Source organism: Amycolatopsis sp. (assembly GCF_035276945.1).
Lineage (GTDB): Bacteria > Actinomycetota > Actinomycetes > Mycobacteriales > Pseudonocardiaceae > Amycolatopsis_E.
In genome coordinates this window covers 1-15,918 of the sequence record NZ_DATELF010000111.1, presented here as the reverse complement: position 1 = coordinate 15,918, position 15,918 = coordinate 1, and the positions used below count along the sequence as shown (strand labels likewise).

Genomic DNA, 15,918 nt, shown 5'->3' with positions numbered 1-15,918 from the left:
GCCGCTCATCCTGCTTCCAGGTGGCTGCGGTCGCCACGCAGCTCCTCGAGGAACAGCACGATCCGGGCGGCGGCGGTCCGGTGCGTGGCGTCGTTGAGCGCGTCGTGCTTCCCGCCTTCGATGCTGATCAACTGCGCGTTCGGCAGCTGGGCGTACCGGGCGCGGACCGCGTGGAAGGGGCTGATCAGGTCCGCGGCGCCATGTACCCCCAGGACAGGCACCCTGACCGCGGAAAGATCGATTTCGCGCAGCTCGGCGGGGATGCGCGCATCGGTCAGCGCACCGCGGGTCAGCCTGCCCCGGTCACTGATCCACGCTTGGTGGGTCGGGCAGGAGGTGCGCTGGTTCAGCTCGTTCTCCCAGCTCCGCGGCGCTTCCCGGCCGGGTGCCGGCAGCCCGGCGAGTACCAGGACGTCGGCCGCGACGGTGCCCGTCGCCCGCAACCACAGCGCGCGCAGCGCGCCGGTATCCGAACCGACGAGGACTTTGGGGGACACGGCCCCCGCCGCGATCTCCTTCACCGCCGCCGTGGTCGTCTCCAGATCGCCGTCGGCCACCGCGCGGACGCGGTAGGCGTCGGCGGCCAGCCGGCGGCCGAAGCGCTCGTACACCTCGGCCTGCTCGCCACGCCCCGCCAGCACGATCAGCGTGCCCCGCGGTGCCAGGCCCTCGGGCTCGTCCCAGGTCATGGCAGTGAGGACACACCAGGTCCTGGTGAGCCGTCAAACCACTCACGCATAGTGGGAAATCGTGACTTAAGCTGGACTTTTCGCCATTGGTACGGTAGGGCTGGTCCGTGATTCCGACCTCGAACGACCTGCGGCGGCTGGGGTTCCCGTTCCGTTCGGGGCGGCTGTGCCTTGACTTCGTCGCAACCGTGGCCAAGCGGGCTATCGCCGACCACGACATGCTGGTGACACCGGAGGACCTGGAAACCTGGTTCCAGGTCGCGGAGCTTCCGCCCGCTCGTGGCCGGATCACCCACGAGGGCCTGGAAGCCGCGCGCGAACTGCGGGAAGCCATTCACAGGCTGACCAGGACCCGGGTGGACAAACGCACCCCGCCGCGTGCCGCGATCCGCACGGTGAACACCGCGAGCCAGGCCGGGACACCCACGTCGACGCTGGGTCTGGACGGGCTGACCGCGATACCCGCGCCCAGCGCTCCGCTGGAAGCGATCCTCTCGACCATCGCCCGCGACGCGATCGATCTGTTTTCCGGGCCGTACGCCCACCGGATCCGCGCGTGCCTGGGCCACGACTGTTCGTTGTTCTTCGTGGACCGGTCGCGGCCAGGCTCCCGGCGCTGGTGCGCGATGGCCGCGTGCGGCGAGAAGGCTAGCTCCGCAGCGTATCGCCGCCGTCACACGAGCCGTCCGTGATTTCTCGCGACGAAAACGTGATCACCGGTGACTCAACCTGCGGCATAATCTGCGCGTCTGTCCTGGCATAACGAACGAACCCGGCATCCTGGGGAGCTGAGCGTGCGCAACATCCTGGTTTCATTGGCCGTACTGGGCGTGGCTTCGGTGCTCGCCGCCTGCTCCTCGAACACACCGGGCACCGTCGCGATCCAACCGGCGGCCGCCCCGGTGACCACGACCGAACCGAGCAGCCCCGCCCCGGCACCGACCACCACCCTGCCGACCATCACTCCATCGACCACCACTCCGCCGGCCGTCACCACGACCACCCCGTCGACCAGTTCGACGACGCCGAAGAAAATCACACCCAAGCCGAAGCCGACCACCCCCGCCCAGGCCCCCAGCACCGGTACCCCGTGCAAGATCACCGACGGCGCCTGCGTGGACATCTCGGCGGCCAGAGCGTGGCTGCTACACGACGGCAAGGTGATCTACGGCCCGGTCCAGCTGACCTCCGGCCGCAAGGGCTACCCGACGCCGACTGGAATGTTCCACGTCATCTCCAAGGAGAAGATGCATTACAGCACGGAGTTCGACAACGCTCCGATGCCGAACTCGGTCTTCTTCTACCCAGGTGACGCCTTCCACACCGGCAGCCTGTCCACGCCTTCCCACGGTTGTATCCACCTCTCGAGCACTGCGTCCGCCAAGTTCTTCGCCACGCTCCAGATCGGCGACCCGGTCCAGGTCGTCCCGTAAGGACAATTCGACTCGAAGCGGCGAGAGGCAATCCCTCCCGCCGCTTTTCACGTTCGAACTCACACACCACCGGCGTGGAACTCGCCGACACGAACGTGGGACACACGCCCGGTCAAAGTAGGACTCGCGCGGGAGGTGAGTTGTCCAGTTCGGACGATTTGGGTGGCCGCGCGACGAAATCGTGACCACATCGGACTCAACCGCACGGTTCCCGGCAGCGTCATGATCGGCATAGGCGAAACAAACCCGAAACCCTGGGGGCTGAGCGTGAAGAAGATCTTGGCGGTGCTGGGTGGAATCGCCGCGGCGGCGGTGCTGGCCGCCTGCTCGTCGGCGGCGGGCAGCACCACGGCGCTGCCGATCAGCGAGCCGCCGAGTACCACGGTGCCGAGCAGTTCGGAGGTCCCGGCAACGACTACGCCGCCTCCGGCGACCCCATCGACCCCCAAGACCACGACGAAGACGAAGACCGCGCCAGCCGGCGGCACGCCGTGCGAGATCACCGACGGCGCCTGCGTCGACCTGTCGGCGAAGAAGGCTTGGCTGCTGAAGGACGGTCAGGTGAGCTACGGGCCCGTACCGATCATGCCTGGCAAGAAGGGCAGCACCACGCCGGTTGGCATGTTCTCCGTGATCGGCAAGGAAAAAATGCACCACAGCCATGAGTTCAACAACGCCCCGATGCCGAACTCGGTCTTCTTCGCGCCCGGCGACGCCTTCCACACCGGCAGTCTCGACAACTACTCCAACGGCTGTGTGCACCTGTCGAGCACGGCATCGCTCAAGTTCTTCAACACGCTCCAGGTCGGCGACAAAGTGCAGATCGTGAACTAAGCAAGCTCCGCGCGCAGTTCGCTCAACAATTCGGAACGGCTCGAGGCGCCGAGGCGCTGACGCATCCGGGCCATATGGTGCTCGACGGTCTTGGCCGAAATGAACAGCCGGTCCCCGATCTGCTTGTAGGTGAGTCCGGCGAGCACCAACTCGGCGACCTGACGTTCCCGGTCGCTGAGCCGGGCAGGGCCGGGAGCGGGGGTGGACTCCCGGCCCTGCAGCACGCGGGCGCAGTCGAGCAGCGCCACCATGGCCTTGCGGTCGGAAGTCCGGATCGCCGCCTGACCGGCCAGGCGCGCACCGTCCCAGCACAGCCCGGCCCCGTGCAGCCCCCGCGCCGCGGCCTCGACGGCCATCGGGTCGACGTCGCCGGCGAGCACCTTCAGCCAGCAGCCGGCCGCCTCCGCCATCACGGAAAAGTACGGACCGAAGTTCACACTGGCCGCCAGCGCCGCCGCGTGTTCCGCGGCTTCGCCGGGCTGTTCGGCCAGTATCGCGGCGTGCAGGCCGCTCCAGTGCAGCGCGCTCGCCCACAACGGCGGCTCACCCAGCGCGGCCAGCAACTCCCGGGCCTGCCGCAGATGCGGGGCGAGCCGGGCACGTTCGCCGAGCCGCGCCGCCGCGACCTCGAACTCGCCGAACGGCAGGAAGGTGAACAAGTCGACCGGCTGCCGGATGACCGCCTCGCGTGCCTGCCCCCAGATCTGCCGCAGCCGGGCCAGATCACTCGCCCGGCGCGCCAGCCCGACCCGCAACCCCACCGCGAACAGCCAATCGCGCGGCGCCAGCTCCTTGCCCGCGGATCGGAGCCTGGCGGCGGCCAGTTTCTCGTCACCCCGCACCATCGCGATCCAAGCGAGCAACAGGGTGTGCCGGGCGACCAGCGAACCCGTTTCGACGGCACGCTCCAGCACCGGTTCGGCGATCGACGCCTCGCCACAGTTCAGCGCGACGAGCGCGGCGAGCGCGGCCGGGCTGTCGGGCAGCAGCATGCCACCCGAGACCGGTCGCAGCGTCTCGGCCGATCTGACCAAAGTAGACAGTGCGACGGTGGGCTGCCCTTTCACGGACTCGACCACGCCCTCCGCGGCCGAGCACGCCGCACCGGACAGCAGCGTCGGCGGCCCTTCCGCGGCGGAGGAGTCGAGCAGCGTCTCGGCTTCCACCAGCCGTCCGGTCCCGACCAGACCGATCGCGGCGAAACACGCGCGGCCCGACCACTGAAGCAGCTCGGCGCTGTGGCCGAGTTGGCCGCGATGTGCCAGCGCAGTGCCCGCGACCCAGGCACCCTCGGCCCGGTCCGGCGCAAGCTCCGCGGAAATCACCTGGTCAGCGAGCCGGAGCGCGGCATCGAAATCCCCGGCCCGCGCCGCGGCCTCGGCCCACCGGGCGCCGACCGCGCGGTCCGGCATCAGCTCCCGCAGGGCCCTGGCGACGATCGGCAGAACGGTCCCGTCGGCGGCGAGAAAACCGGCCGCGCGTGCCGCTTCCCTTGTCTCGCTGGGAAAATCCGCCCTGCTGTCGAGGGCGAGGAGGTACCGCAGCACGTCTTCGCCGAGCAGATCCAGTTGCTGCCGGAACCCCGACAGATCCGGCTCTTCGACCATCAGGCGCACCAGGCCCGGCACGCCACCGGTCTGCGCCCGCACGGATGCGGGCGAGGACTCCGTGCCCGCACGGCTCAGGAACTCGGCGGTTCGCGCCTGGTCGAACGGGCGCAGCACCACCTGGCCACGTAACCGCCCCAGCACTTGGTTCAGACCACCGGGCCTCGGGTAGGGACGCGCGGCGATCACCACGTCGGCCCGCTCGTCGTCAAGGAACCGCAGCAGCTCGGCGAGTTCCGCGTCGCCGAGCAGGTGGGCGTCGTCCACCAGCCGGACATCCGAACCGCCGAGATGGTCGAGCACGGTGGTCTTGCCGTAGCCGCCCGGCGCGACGATGGCGAGCCGGACCGGTTTCAGCCGGCCGGACCGGATCGCGACACAGACTTTCTCGGTGGGCTCGTCCAGCAGGATCACTCGCGGCCCCCCTTGACGAAACGGCGCTTCGGCCGTTCCAGCGGGGTCACCACGACCGGCGGCCGAGGCGGCGCGGGTTCGATGTCGTACAACTCGTCCGAATCAAGCTCGGGAAGGCTCGTCACCCGCGGCACCAACGCCGTGGACTCCGGCAATGCCTCGGCCGGGGGCCGAGCGGCCAGCGCCGCACCCCGGCACACGACGGTGCCGGGATCGGGATCCACCACGACACGGCAGTTCAGGGCCTCCGCGGCGATCTCGGCCACCAGCGGGATCTTCGCGGTGCCCCCGGCGAGGAGGGCGGCCGAAACCGGTTCGTACCGCCGCAGCTGGGCCAGGGACGCCTCGATCAACGGCCGGATCAGGCGCTCGAACTCCGGACGCGCGACGCGCACCAAGTCGTCGGGGGTGGGGACGGTGACCTCGGGTGCCATCGACAGCATCTCCTTCGCCCTGACACAGACGGTCCGCTCAGCCTGCCCACCGACGTACTCCGCGAGTACATCATCGATCGCGGCGCCGGCCCGCGGTTCGGCGGGTTCGCCGTGCGCGATCAGCTCGAACACGGCCGGACCTCGCCGCAGGACGGCGGTGTCGACATGTTCGCCGCCCAGCCGGCAGACCGCCACCGTGGTCCCGACCTCCACCCGCTCGCGGACCAGGTGGTTCTCCGCGGCGGCGATGGGACCGGGCAGGAGCAGCACCCCGGACAGCCCCGCGTCGGCCAGCGCGGCCTGAAGCAGACCACGCCGGTACGCGCCCCAGCCGGGCGGATGGGTCAGGGCGACACGCTCCGGCTCCGCACCCCTGGCTTCCGTGATCTCGTCGACCACCCAGCCCGCCGCGGCGGCCGTCAGCGCCTCGGGCGTGTAGAACTCGTCGCCCAGCAGGAACGGAACCTCATCCCCGACCCGGCGCAAAAACCCCCGCGTCAGCCGGTCGCGTTCGTCTGGTACCGCCTGGCCCAGCCGTATTGTGGCGTCCTCCGCCACGTGCAGCACGGACTCGGTCAGCCGCACGACCTCCGGCTCGGCCCACGATTCCCCGGCACGGCGGCATATCGCGGCCGCTATGCGGGTGCTGCCGATGTCGATCCCGAGGACGTAGCGCATAGGGCCCCTTCGTACCAGCGCCGATCATTGGGGCCTCATCCCCTAATCCCCTAATCGGACCCCCATCGCGTTGGGGTGCCCAACCCGGTCCGATCCCCGATGCCCGCGCCGACGCGGTTCCCTAAGTTTTGCCGCGACCTGTTCATTCCAATGTTGCGGAGCATTCGTTGTCCCACGCTGCTCAGAACCTGCACGAGTTCGTGCTCAACCTGCTGACCGACGAGACCGCCCGGTCGGCCTTCGCCGCCGATCCGACCGCCGCGCTGGCACAGGCCGGCCTGAGCGACGTCACCCCCCAGGACATCCAGGAAGTCGCCCCGCTGGTCGCCGACTACGCCCCCGACCTGGGCTCCCTCCCGACCTCGGCGCCGGAGCTGGGCTCACTGCCGGTGTCCCTCCCCGACGCCGGATCCCTGCCCGTCTCGGCACCCGACCTGGGCTCCCTGCCGACCTCGGCACCCGACCTCGGCACCCTGCCGACCTCGACACCCAACCTCGGCGAACTCCCGGTATCCCTCCCCAACACCGGCTCACTCCCCGTCTCGGCCCCGGAGCTGGGTGACCTGCCGTCCCTCCCCGACGCGGGCTCGCTGCCGATCTCGGCGCCGGAACTGCCGGGCGCTCCCGACCTGGGCGAGTTCCTGACCCAGACATCCGCCTCCAGCCAGGGGGTCACCACCGGCTTCTCCTACAGCGGCCAGGAGGGCGAAGGCTTCGGGATCCTCAACGCGGGCACCGAGGGCGTGGCCATCACCGGCGGGGACGCCTCCGAACTGGGCTCGTTCTCCGGTTCCGTCGTCGCCACCACCAACTCCTTCGACGGCAGCCTGGCCACCAGCTCCGCGCTGGGCAACTACGCGCTGAGCACCGAGGGCGCCCCCAGCTCGCTTGGGGACCCGGCCGGCAGCCTCGACTCCGACATCCTTGGCAAGAGCGCGCCCGCCGCCGGCACCGTCGCCAGCTACGTGGCCGAAGGCGGTGCGGTGCTCGGCGAGGGCATCGCCTCGGGTGCCAGCACTCTCGGCGGCTACCTGACCACCGGTGGCGCCGAGCTCGGCAACGCGGTCGCCACGGGTGGCGCGGAGCTTGGCGGCCAGATCAGCACCGGTTCCGCCACCGTCTCGGAGGCGATCTCGCACGCCCCGGCCGTCCCGGCGCTGCCGGCCGTGCCCGCGCTGCCGGGCGAGTTGCCGGCGAGCACCCCGGCCGGCCTGCCGGTCCACATCCAGGCCGACATCCCGCACACGCTGCCGCACCTGCCGGTGGCCAACCCGCTGCCCGAGATCGAGCACGCGACCGCACCGCTGACCGAGGGCGTTTCGCACAGCCCGCTCGGCGACCCCACGGCGGTTCTGGACCACACCGCCGCCCTGCCCGAGATCGGTGACCTGCACGGCGACCTCCCCCTTGGTCACTGATCTCTCGATTGAGTAGCCGGCTTCCTGCCGCTTGCGCACGGCGGCAGGAAGCCGGCTACTTGCCGTTCCGGGCAGAACGTCATCGACGACGAGCGTCCCGGCCCGGCTACCCGCACCTGCGTTTTGGACAACACAGACACACTTGGGGATACCTGATTTGCCCTCCGTGGCACACTCCTCAACCGTGATGGCACCGTCCTGGCTCGAAGTACTGGACTCCACCACCCACGCATGCGCCGCCCACCGGCGCGACGATCTGGTGGAGCGGTTGCGCGAGCGCAGATCCCGGTTGCTGGACCCCGAACTGCGCGTCGCGGTCATCGGCGAAACCGGCCAGGGCAAGAGCCAGCTGATCAACGCGCTGCTGAACGCGCGGGTCTGCGCCGTGGGCGAGGATTTCACCACGGCCGTCCCCGCGATCATCTCGCACGCCGAGACCCCGACCGCGTCCGTGATCACCAAAGGTCCACGGGCGATAGCGGGCCGCTCGAGCGAGCCGGCGGACGTCGAATCGGTGACCGCACAGGCGAATCGCGAGCCGAACGTGCTCCGGGCGGAGATCGGTCTGCCCCGCGCCCTGCTGGCCGGTGGTCTGGCCCTGGTCGACACGCCGCCGCGGTCGATCGAAATGGTCGGTTCCGCCGACGCCGTGCTGATGGCGAGCGACGCCACCAGTGAACTGTCGGCCGCCGAACTACGCCTGCTGGAACGGGTCGCGCGGCTGTGCCCGACGATCGTCCTGGTCCTCACCAAGATCGACCTGGTGCCCAGTTGGCGCACGGTCGCCGAACGCAACCGCGCGCACCTGGATCGGAGTGGCTTCGGCGTGACCGTCATCCCAGTGTCGGCGACGCTGCGCCTCGCGGCCGCGCGCACCGGTGACAAGACCCTCAACGAGGAGTCGGGATTCGGCGCGCTGATCCGCTGCCTGCATGCGGATCTGCTCGGCCAGTCGGATCTGCTGGCCCGGCGCTCGGTGGCCACGATGAGCATGGTGACCATGGACGCCCTGCTCGCGCCCCTGCAGGAGGAGTTCGCCGAAACTCAACAGTCCGGCAGCGGGCCCGCGGTGGCACGCTGGCATGCCGAAGCCAAACGGCTGGAGAAACTCCAGCGCGACGCCGCCCGGTGGCAGACCCTGCTGGGCGACGAGGTTTCCGACCTGATTTCCGACGTCGAGTTCGATCTCCGTGACCGGACCCGCCGGATCCTGGTCGAGGTCGACGAGTACTTCGAAATCGCGGATCCGGCCAGGGTCTGGCCCGAGTTCGAGGACTGGCTGCGGGAAAACCTCACCGCCGTCGCCGAGACGAACTCCGAATGGCTGCTCGACCGTTTCGAGTGGATCGCCCGAAAAATCGCGCGGCAGGTCGCCCCGCACCGCGACGACGCGCTCCCGGATTCGCTTCCCCGGGAGGTGCCCGTCGATTCGGTCGGAGACCTCCGGATGCCGCGGGTGGAACGGTTCGGGGTCGGCCAAAAGTTGTTCGTCGGGATGCGCGGGTCCTACAGTGGTCTGCTCATGTTCGGCTTGGCGACCACGATCGCCGGCCTCCCGTTGATCAACCCGATCTCGCTCGGCGCCGGCGCCGCGTTCGGCGCGAAGAGTGTGTTCGAGGAGCGCGGCAACCGGCTCAAGCGCCGCCAAGCCGTCGCCAGGACGGCCGCTCATCGTTACGTCGACGACTTCTTCCTCACCTATGGCAAGCACAGCAAGGACACGGCACGACAGATCCACCGCGCGCTGCGTGACCGGTTGTCCGGAGTCGCCGACGAGTTGCGCGCGGAAATCACCGAAACCGCCAAGGCGGTCAAGCAGTTCATCGACGACGATGCGGCCCGCCGCGCGGCCAGGGCCCAGGAGATCCGGCACGACATGGACGAACTCGGCCGGCTGCGGATCCACGCGCAGAGCCTCGTCGGCGTAGGGCGGCCGCGGGGGCTCATCGCGTGAATCTCGCTTCCCGGACGCGAAGCATGTTGGCGCAGGCCATCACGATCTACCAGGACAGCCCGCGGGCGACGCACTGGCTCGGCCGGCACCTGGAGCGGTTCGAAGAGCCGGTGCGGCTGGCGGTGGTCGGGCCCCCACGGTCGGGCACAACCACACTGGTCCAAGCCATTGGGGACAGCCCTGGTGAGCTGACGGTGGTGGACGCTCCGGCACCGGCACCCGGCACCATCGAAGGCACGTTGTCGGAAGCCGACGCCGTGCTCCATCTCGTGCGGCATCCACACCACGCGGAGCTGGATTTCCTGCACACCGTCCAGGACCATCCGATCGCGCGGGCCGCGGCGGTCAACGCGATCATCGTGCTGTCCCGCGCCGATGAACTCGGCGGTGGCCGGGTGGACGGGCTGATCTCGGCCCGCAGGCTGGCCAGGAGATACCGGCGCGAGCCGCAAGCGCGGGGACTGTGCCAGGACGTGGTCCCGGTCGCCGGCCTGCTCGCCCGCGCGGCCCGCACCCTGACCCAGGCGGACGTCGACGCCTTCGTGGAGCTGGCTCGGGTACCACGCGCGCAGCTGGAAGCTCATCTGCTTTCGGTGGACCGGTTCGCCGCGCTCTCGGCCGGTCACGCGGAGCTGTTGGCACGCTTCGGAATGTTCGGTATCCGCGTGACGCTTCCGATCGTGCGGCGGGACGTACGCACGGTCGAGGATCTGTTTGCCCAGCTCGTCCCACGAAGCGGGCTCGCCGAATTACTGGAGTCCATCGAAAAGAACTTCACCCGGCGGCGGTCGGTGCTCAAGGCCCGTTCGGCGCTCCTGGGGCTGGAAGTCGTGCTGCGCATGGAACCGCGGCCGGCCGCGGCCGAGCTGGCTTCGCAATTGGAGCAGACGCTGGCGAGCGCTCATGACTTCCGCGAGCTACGACTGCTCGCCGCGATTCACACCGGGCGGGTGAAGCTGCCGGAAGATCTTCGGGCGGAGGCCGTGCGCCTGACCGGGGGCCAGGGGACCGGATTGGCCGAGCGGCTGAGCGAGGTCGACCTGCGCGGCGCGATTCAGCGGTGGCGGCATTACGCGGAAAATCCCGCGCTCGGCTCGGCCGAGCGGCGTGCGGCCACGGTCGTGCTGCGCAGTTGCGAGGCGATCGCCTCGGGCACCCTTCGCTGACAACGCGGCAACATGCGGGATGCTGCCGCGTCGACGCAAGCTAGTCCTGGGTGTCGGCGGGCTTGAGGTAGGCAGTGCTACCACCGGTGGGCATGCGGCGGAAGAAATCCACCCGGCTGATCGTTTGGTCGTAAGGTTGCCTGCCGAAATCAACATTCGGCGAACCAATCCCGATTTGGGATTGTGACGCTGCCGGGCCTTCGGACCGGTTTCCCTCTCTCCGGCGAGATTCCATGAATTGTCCCTTTCGATCAGTGAACGTTTCCGTCCGAAGAGGACGGTACTCGCCGGCGAAAACGGTCAGGTCAATGGCCTTGCTTGTTTACTCCACTCGGTGTACCAAGGACGACTCGACCAGGGCCGAGAGTGCCCTCACGTACTCCGATCCCAACTCGGCGGCGGACAGCGATTCACCCGACAGTCGAACGACGACGTCACCCGCGTCCCCGCTGAGCCAGTGAAGTTCGGGCGGTGAACCCGGCCGCGCCAGCAGGACCCGTCTGCTGTGCGCCATCCTGGCCACCCGGAGCAACGGGTCGAGTGCGTACCGTCCCTCGGGCGCCATGGCCGTGCTTTCCTGCGTGAGGTCCGCGGTGTCCTCCTCGAGGAATGTGCGCAGCAGCCAACGCGCGTCCAGCTCGAGTGCCGTTTCAGCCGCCAGCAACCACTCTCCTATCTCTTCCTCACGTTCACGAGCGACCGGAAGCAATGAGTTCACTCCGAGGGAAGCGCTTTCTCCCGCGCGTGCCACGTCCTCGTTGAACTGGGCCAGGCAGGCGTAGGCGTGGAAGGCGGCGATGACCTGCTCGACCGGCCAGCTCGCGCCCGACCAGGACGGGTGGAACGTGCGGCCTTCCGCCGGATCCGCGCCGAGGAAGTCGTGGGTGATGGCCAGGTCGAAGAACTTCTGGTGTGCCCCCTCATGGATGAGCGCCTCGGCCACGTCGAACGGGTTCACCGGCCGGTCGATGAGGATCAGTCCGGGGAAGAACCGGGAAGACGCGGAGATGAGGCCGCCGGAGGTTTCGGGGTCGAGGATCACCAGGAGACCGACGTGCGGGAGCAGGTCGTCGGTCAGCTGGGGGCTCACCGCACGGGCCTTGTCCAACCCGGCTTGGATCGTGTCGAGTGCCCGCGTGAACGGCTCGCCGTCGGCCCCGGTCAACAGCCGGGGCGGGGTGCCGTCCGAAAAACTCTGCGCGCGAATAACCCGCATAGCCCCGGCGAGCAGGTCGTTCGCGCCCATCCCGATGGCCACGCGCAGCCGCGCCTCGCCGGACCGTAGTTCGGTGGTGACCGGCGCAAGATCATCCTCGACGGTCGGATCGAACAAGGCCCGGCCGGCCAGCGCCTCGCCGACACGGAACCGGAACAGCGGATTGTCCAGCTTCTCGTCGGCCGGTTCCCGCTCATCGGAAGCGAACATGTCGGCGGCCAACCGGTAGAGGGCCCGGCGCTCGGCCAGCAAGGCACCCACGGGAGCGAGCGCCGCGTGCACGGCCGTGGCGTCGGGCCAGGCGGATCGTCGGTTCATCTTGCGCGGCTTCCACTAGGAGGGTGGACCGCGCAAACCTATCTCTTGAACGTAGCTTCGGCTCAGCAGGGCAGATGTCAGACAACATCCGCCGCTTCAGGCCACCGTCCCCAGGAGCGAGACGAGCTCGACCAAACCGAGCAGGGCCAGCGTGGCGATGCCGGCCAGCGCCCACGTCAGGACCTTCCGCCACCCGATGATGGTGATCGCGAGGGCGATTCCAGCGACGACAACCAACATGCTTTGCGAGTTCATCGTGCACCTCCGGGAAGTGAGGCGAGGTGGGCCACGAGGATGGGGAAGGATCCCGTGTCCCCTCGATGACCCCAGGTTCCCGTGAATGTCGGTTGTCTGTCAAGTGATTACTGTTGACAGACAACTTGCATCTGTTGTCAGTTTTCCTTACCATCAGACGATGCTCAGACACCCCAAGCGAGCATGAGGCCAAACATGAATGACGAGAGCTGGGCGCTCTCACCAGACACCCGCAAGCCACTGCCCGAGCTGATCGAAGAGAAGCTCCGGGCGCTTATCGAAAGTGGGCGGTTCAAGGCTGGTGACCGGCTGCCCACGGAACCCGAACTCGCCCAGAAGATGGAAGTCGCGCGCAGTTCCCTGCGCACGGCGCTCCAACGCCTGCAGTTGCAAGGCGTTGTCGAGGTCGTGCGCGGCCGCGGCTGGTACGTCCGCTCCACCGACGTGTCGGCGGAGGATCCGCTGGTCTTCGATCGGCGGATCAGCGAACTGGACCTGATGGAGGTTCGCATCGCGCTGGAAAGCACCGCGGCGAGCATCGCGGCGCTGCGTGCCACCTCCGGCGAGCTCGATGACATCGCCAAGCTGGCCAAGGCACACCAGCAGGCCTCGATCGACGACAAGGACGGGCTGCTGCACACCGACGAGGCGTTCCATGCCGCCGTCGTCAAGGCGAGCCACAACGAGTTGCTCGAGCAGTTGCACCGGTCGCTGGTGCCGCAGTTGCGCGCTTATCGCCGCAACAGCTACGGCACCTCCGAGGTGCACAGCCGCTCCGCGGCCGAGCACAACCAGGTGGCCTGGTTTCTCAAGCGGCGTGACGAGGGTGGGGCCCGTGCCGTGATGACCACCCACCTTCTGGGCCTTTACAACGATCTGGCGACGCAGTCGGGGATGCCGGCGGAGTCGCGCGCCGCGTTGTCCACCTACCTGTCGGAGAAAGAACCGGACTGGCACCAGCGCTGAACCAGCCAAACGGCCCTATCAGTTACTCCCTCTCCACCACGATCATTGGCAATCAATGCTCGGGGCGGAGAGGCAGTTGATGCTGGGGCAAGTCGGGCGGCCTGGGGCCCAACCACACGCTTCACGATCCCGTCGTCGTGTCCGGCAGATCGCCCTGACGCTGATCTCGCTGGGCACGGCCGCGCTGGTCTCGGTGGCGGTCTGGCAACCCACACCGGGCTGGCAGGCCGCGCTGCATCGCCTGCTCGAACTGGCCTTTCCGGTGCTCCTGCTGACCGGAGGCACGCTCGTCGGCTACGAGACGTACCTCCGGCACCGGCTGGTCGAAGAACTCGCGAGGCTGTCCAGTTCACGAATCGTGGCCGCGCAACTCCCCCAACAGGTGATGAAGACCTTCCTGGACTCCATTTACGGCGCGAACGAGGCGAACCGGGACGTGGTCACCGGCGTGCTCGGCGGGGAAGGACTCCTGCCGCAGGGCGGCGACCTGACGATCAGCACGGACACCAAGGTCGACCTCGAACTCCGCGCGGTGGACCACAAGCTGTACCACCTCACCACGTCGGTCACGTACAGCTTCAAGGAGAACGTCCGGGTCGACCGGTTCATCGTCTTCGCCACCTGCAACGCACTGCTGCGGGACTCGATCACGTCGGGCTGCCGGCTGCCGCTGTTCGAGCTGTGGTTCGTACCGGACAGCGCACTGTTCCAGGACTCGGTCGACGACATGGTGACCGCCGTCCGGCTCGGCATCTCCTACCTCGACCATGATGGCAGGCACTACGCCGCGCCGTCGCACAAGCTCGCGCTGCGCGAAGTCAAGTTCCAGCGATGGGCCGACTACCTGTCGTTCTTCCGCGAGGACATGGGCCCGCTCGCCAAGCAAAGCGCCCACGACCACCTCGGCGACCTGCGCATCTTCGAATGCGACCTGAATGACATCGCCGGGGACGAGCACACGGTCAGCGCGATCCAACGGCTCTCCATGCGGGTGACCGCGCTCCAGCGAATCAACGATGGCGGCTGCTACTGGCAGGCGCCCTATCCCTGCTACGTCGACCGGATCACCTTCGATGCCCGCGAACTCGACATCGACGGCACGAACGACCTGGAGTTCTACATCGACTCGTTCATCTTCCGGTCGAACACCGCGCTCGCCCGGTGGGTCAAGGCCGAAGACCTCCCCGACCTCGACGTGCGATCGTGGCTCCTGCCCGGCCACGGCGTCCAGCTCCGCTGGCGCTCCAAGCCGGACTGGGGTTGACGCCTGGTCGTAGAACGTTGTTCAGGCGATCAGGCCCTGGCTGGCTAGCGGTAGTCCGGGTTCTCGAAGTCGAACCGGCAGCCGGCGTCCCACTCACTGCGCTGGTTACCGTGCGCCGGGATCCCGCCGGCGTCCTTCAGCATCCTGGCCAGGTGCAGCAAGTTCCAAGTCATGAACGTCGTGTTGCGGTTGGTGAAATCGTTCTCGGGCCCACCCGACCCGGGATCGAGATAGGAGGGGCCAGGACCGGCCTCGCCGATCCAGCCCGCGTCGGCCTGCGGCGGGATCGTGTAGCCGAGGTGCTGGAGGCTGTAGAGGACATTCATCGCGCAGTGTTTCACGCCGTCTTCGTTCCCGGTGATCAGACAACCGCCTACACGCCCGTAGTAGGCGTACTGGCCGACGTCGTTGAGCAGGTGCGAGGACCCGTAGAGCCGCTCGATCACCATCTTCGTCACGGAACCGTTGTCGCCCAGCCAGATCGGCCCGGCAAGCACCAGGATGTCGGCGGCCATCACCTTCTCCTGGATCGACGGCCAGGCGTCACGGGCCCAGCCGTGCTCGGTCATGTCCGGCCACACACCGGTCGCGATGTCGTGGTCGATCGCGCGCAGCACCTCGACCCTGACTCCGTTGGCGGCCATGATGTGCGCGCTGAGGTCGATCAACCCCTGCGTGTTGCTGCGCTCCGGAGACCGCTTGAGCGTGCAGTTGATGAACAACGCGCCGAGATCGTCGTACCGTGGTTCCGTCACAACGGCACCTCCTCGCTTTCGAGCCGCGACGGTGACAACTTCACGATCGCAGGCTCCCGTCCCACTCACCGCCGTAGCGGAAATCGGCTTCGGCCTCGGCCCTCTCCTCTCCGCCGAGGACACGACAGCCTGGCCGCGAGCCCGGACCGGGAACGCGAACTCGACGGCGGCGACTCCGCGCGCCGCCGCCGAAGGGTCGAGACCATCGCGGCAGCCGAACAGGAGCTCCCCGAATTCGAACACGGCCAATTCCGGAGATCGGATACCTCACGACTGCCGTCGGTGGTCGATATCCGTCACTCGCCAACGCTGGCGGGGGGCGGCGTTCCCTGAGACCACCGAGCCCACCCCACCTCAACCAAGTCGGCTTCGAAGAGGGCGAGAGTATGTGCCCCGCACCGGCCGGGCTTCGTGCCTGTCCGCCCTCGATCTCCCGGACCGTGCTTTTCCGCGAGAAGGTCACACCTCACGGACTCAGGTGAGGCGCTTTTCAGGCGTCAAGCCTTCCTTTGATCTC

14 protein-coding genes are annotated in these 15,918 nt (G+C 68.4%); 8 read left to right on the top strand and 6 right to left on the bottom strand.

Annotated features, from left to right (window positions below; genetic code table 11):
• Positions 1 to 5: 5 nt before the first annotated feature.
• Positions 6 to 689, bottom strand: a complete 684-nt coding sequence (locus tag VJT49_RS19925; protein ID WP_324166371.1) for a lysophospholipase — start codon at positions 687 to 689, stop codon at positions 6 to 8.
• 107 nt (positions 690 to 796) lie between these two features.
• On the opposite strand from VJT49_RS19925, the gene VJT49_RS19920 reads away from it, so the two are divergent.
• From VJT49_RS19920 to VJT49_RS19910, 3 genes are all read left to right on the top strand, one after another.
• Positions 797 to 1,381 carry a CGNR zinc finger domain-containing protein gene (locus VJT49_RS19920; protein ID WP_324166370.1) on the top strand — a complete coding sequence of 195 codons (585 nt, stop codon included), beginning with the start codon at positions 797 to 799 and terminating at the stop codon, positions 1,379 to 1,381.
• Positions 1,382 to 1,483: 102 nt separating this feature from the next.
• On the top strand, positions 1,484 to 2,122 hold the full coding sequence (locus VJT49_RS19915) for a L,D-transpeptidase (RefSeq protein WP_324166369.1): 639 nt from the start codon (positions 1,484 to 1,486) through the stop codon (positions 2,120 to 2,122).
• Between the two features lie 267 nt (positions 2,123 to 2,389).
• Entirely contained in the window at positions 2,390 to 2,956 is a 567-nt protein-coding gene (locus tag VJT49_RS19910) for a L,D-transpeptidase (protein WP_324166368.1), read from the top strand.
• On the opposite strand, the gene VJT49_RS19905 is transcribed toward VJT49_RS19910, so the two are convergent.
• Both VJT49_RS19905 and VJT49_RS19900 read right to left on the bottom strand, forming a co-directional pair.
• Complete coding sequence (locus VJT49_RS19905; RefSeq protein WP_324166367.1) at positions 2,953 to 4,977, bottom strand: helix-turn-helix transcriptional regulator; 2,025 nt, start codon at positions 4,975 to 4,977, stop codon at positions 2,953 to 2,955. The genes VJT49_RS19910 and VJT49_RS19905 overlap by 4 nt on opposite strands.
• Positions 4,974 to 6,089 carry an Hsp70 family protein gene (locus tag VJT49_RS19900; protein ID WP_324166366.1) on the bottom strand — a complete coding sequence of 372 codons (1,116 nt, stop codon included), beginning with the start codon at positions 6,087 to 6,089 and terminating at the stop codon, positions 4,974 to 4,976. The genes VJT49_RS19905 and VJT49_RS19900 overlap by 4 nt, the downstream gene beginning before the upstream one ends.
• A 167-nt stretch (positions 6,090 to 6,256) precedes the next feature.
• Here VJT49_RS19900 and VJT49_RS19895 point away from each other — a divergent pair, with 167 nt between their 5' ends.
• From VJT49_RS19895 to VJT49_RS19885, 3 genes are all read left to right on the top strand, one after another.
• On the top strand, positions 6,257 to 7,507 hold the full coding sequence (locus VJT49_RS19895; RefSeq protein ID WP_324166365.1) for an IniB N-terminal domain-containing protein: 1,251 nt from the start codon (positions 6,257 to 6,259) through the stop codon (positions 7,505 to 7,507).
• Positions 7,508 to 7,691: 184 nt separating this feature from the next.
• Positions 7,692 to 9,461, top strand: a complete 1,770-nt coding sequence (locus tag VJT49_RS19890) for a dynamin family protein (RefSeq protein WP_324166364.1) — start codon at positions 7,692 to 7,694, stop codon at positions 9,459 to 9,461.
• A 23-nt stretch (positions 9,462 to 9,484) separates the two neighbouring features.
• Positions 9,485 to 10,627, top strand: a complete 1,143-nt coding sequence (locus tag VJT49_RS19885) for a hypothetical protein (protein ID WP_324166363.1) — start codon at positions 9,485 to 9,487, stop codon at positions 10,625 to 10,627.
• A gap of 322 nt (positions 10,628 to 10,949) precedes the next feature.
• Here VJT49_RS19885 and VJT49_RS19880 read toward each other — a convergent pair whose 3' ends face one another.
• Both VJT49_RS19880 and VJT49_RS19875 read right to left on the bottom strand, forming a co-directional pair.
• A complete protein-coding gene (locus VJT49_RS19880; RefSeq protein WP_324166362.1) occupies positions 10,950 to 12,161 on the bottom strand; it encodes an aKG-HExxH-type peptide beta-hydroxylase in 1,212 nt (403 codons plus the stop codon).
• Positions 12,162 to 12,257: 96 nt separating this feature from the next.
• The gene (locus tag VJT49_RS19875; protein ID WP_324166361.1) at positions 12,258 to 12,416 is read right to left on the bottom strand and encodes a hypothetical protein; all 159 of its coding nucleotides are present in this window, start codon (positions 12,414 to 12,416) and stop codon (positions 12,258 to 12,260) included.
• A 195-nt stretch (positions 12,417 to 12,611) separates the two neighbouring features.
• Here VJT49_RS19875 and VJT49_RS19870 point away from each other — a divergent pair, with 195 nt between their 5' ends.
• On the top strand, positions 12,612 to 13,382 hold the full coding sequence (locus VJT49_RS19870) for a FadR/GntR family transcriptional regulator (RefSeq protein ID WP_324166360.1): 771 nt from the start codon (positions 12,612 to 12,614) through the stop codon (positions 13,380 to 13,382).
• Positions 13,383 to 13,437: 55 nt separating this feature from the next.
• Positions 13,438 to 14,646: a hypothetical protein gene (locus tag VJT49_RS19865; RefSeq protein ID WP_324166359.1), complete on the top strand. Its 1,209-nt coding sequence runs from the start codon at positions 13,438 to 13,440 to the stop codon at positions 14,644 to 14,646.
• A gap of 44 nt (positions 14,647 to 14,690) precedes the next feature.
• Here VJT49_RS19865 and VJT49_RS19860 read toward each other — a convergent pair whose 3' ends face one another.
• Positions 14,691 to 15,401, bottom strand: coding sequence for a flavodoxin family protein (locus tag VJT49_RS19860; protein ID WP_324166358.1), 711 nt, complete (start codon positions 15,399 to 15,401; stop codon positions 14,691 to 14,693).
• Positions 15,402 to 15,918 lie beyond the last annotated feature (517 nt).

Coding starts and splice junctions, on each gene's coding strand:
- VJT49_RS19925 (WP_324166371.1), bottom strand. CDS start 689: ATGACCTGGGACGAGCCCGAGGGCCTGGCACCGCGGGGCACGCTGATC.
- VJT49_RS19900 (WP_324166366.1), bottom strand. CDS start 6,089: ATGCGCTACGTCCTCGGGATCGACATCGGCAGCACCCGCATAGCGGCC.
- VJT49_RS19885 (WP_324166363.1), top strand. CDS start 9,485: ATGTTGGCGCAGGCCATCACGATCTACCAGGACAGCCCGCGGGCGACG.
- VJT49_RS19880 (WP_324166362.1), bottom strand. CDS start 12,161: ATGAACCGACGATCCGCCTGGCCCGACGCCACGGCCGTGCACGCGGCG.
- VJT49_RS19875 (WP_324166361.1), bottom strand. CDS start 12,416: ATGAACTCGCAAAGCATGTTGGTTGTCGTCGCTGGAATCGCCCTCGCG.
- VJT49_RS19870 (WP_324166360.1), top strand. CDS start 12,612: ATGAATGACGAGAGCTGGGCGCTCTCACCAGACACCCGCAAGCCACTG.
- VJT49_RS19865 (WP_324166359.1), top strand. CDS start 13,438: ATGCTCGGGGCGGAGAGGCAGTTGATGCTGGGGCAAGTCGGGCGGCCT.